Origin of the sequence: Micromonospora noduli (assembly GCF_003264365.1) — a bacterium.
Taxonomy (GTDB): domain Bacteria; phylum Actinomycetota; class Actinomycetes; order Mycobacteriales; family Micromonosporaceae; genus Micromonospora; species Micromonospora noduli.
Genome location: NZ_PYAK01000183.1, coordinates 1 through 396 on the forward strand (window position 1 = coordinate 1; position 396 = coordinate 396).

The window sequence follows — 396 nt, forward strand, 5'->3', positions numbered from 1 at the left end:
GCCTTTTCTGATGACAAATTAGCAGAGCTAGAAAAGGAAAATCAAGAGCTGAAGAAAGACCCTCATCGCACAGAAGTAAAATAGGAAGGAGCCATTGTGAAAAAATTATTAGCAGCTATGTTAATGACATTTTGCGTGACTCCTTTAACGGTCATTAGTACAGAAAAAATCCCAGTGTTTTCTGAAGCGACACGCTATCACTTAAGTCAGGATATTGTTAGCTCCACTCTTTATTATAGTCGGATTCCGACTAATCCCAATGTTTTTGAGGAGACAGTTGCTTATAGGGATCCCGAATTGAGTGTGCCAAAGACGATGATCGCACCAGACAATAGAATTGTTATCAAGGATGTTTTGCTAAACAAGGCAGCTATTCCTGTCTTTAGACTGGCAGAT

At 39.6% G+C, this 396-nt stretch carries 1 protein-coding gene; it reads left to right on the forward strand.

Annotated elements, in window-relative coordinates; genetic code table 11:
• Positions 1 to 96: 96 nt before the first annotated feature.
• A partial coding sequence (locus GUI43_RS35250; RefSeq protein WP_211326809.1) for a hypothetical protein occupies positions 97 to 396 on the forward strand: 300 nt, incomplete at its 3' end.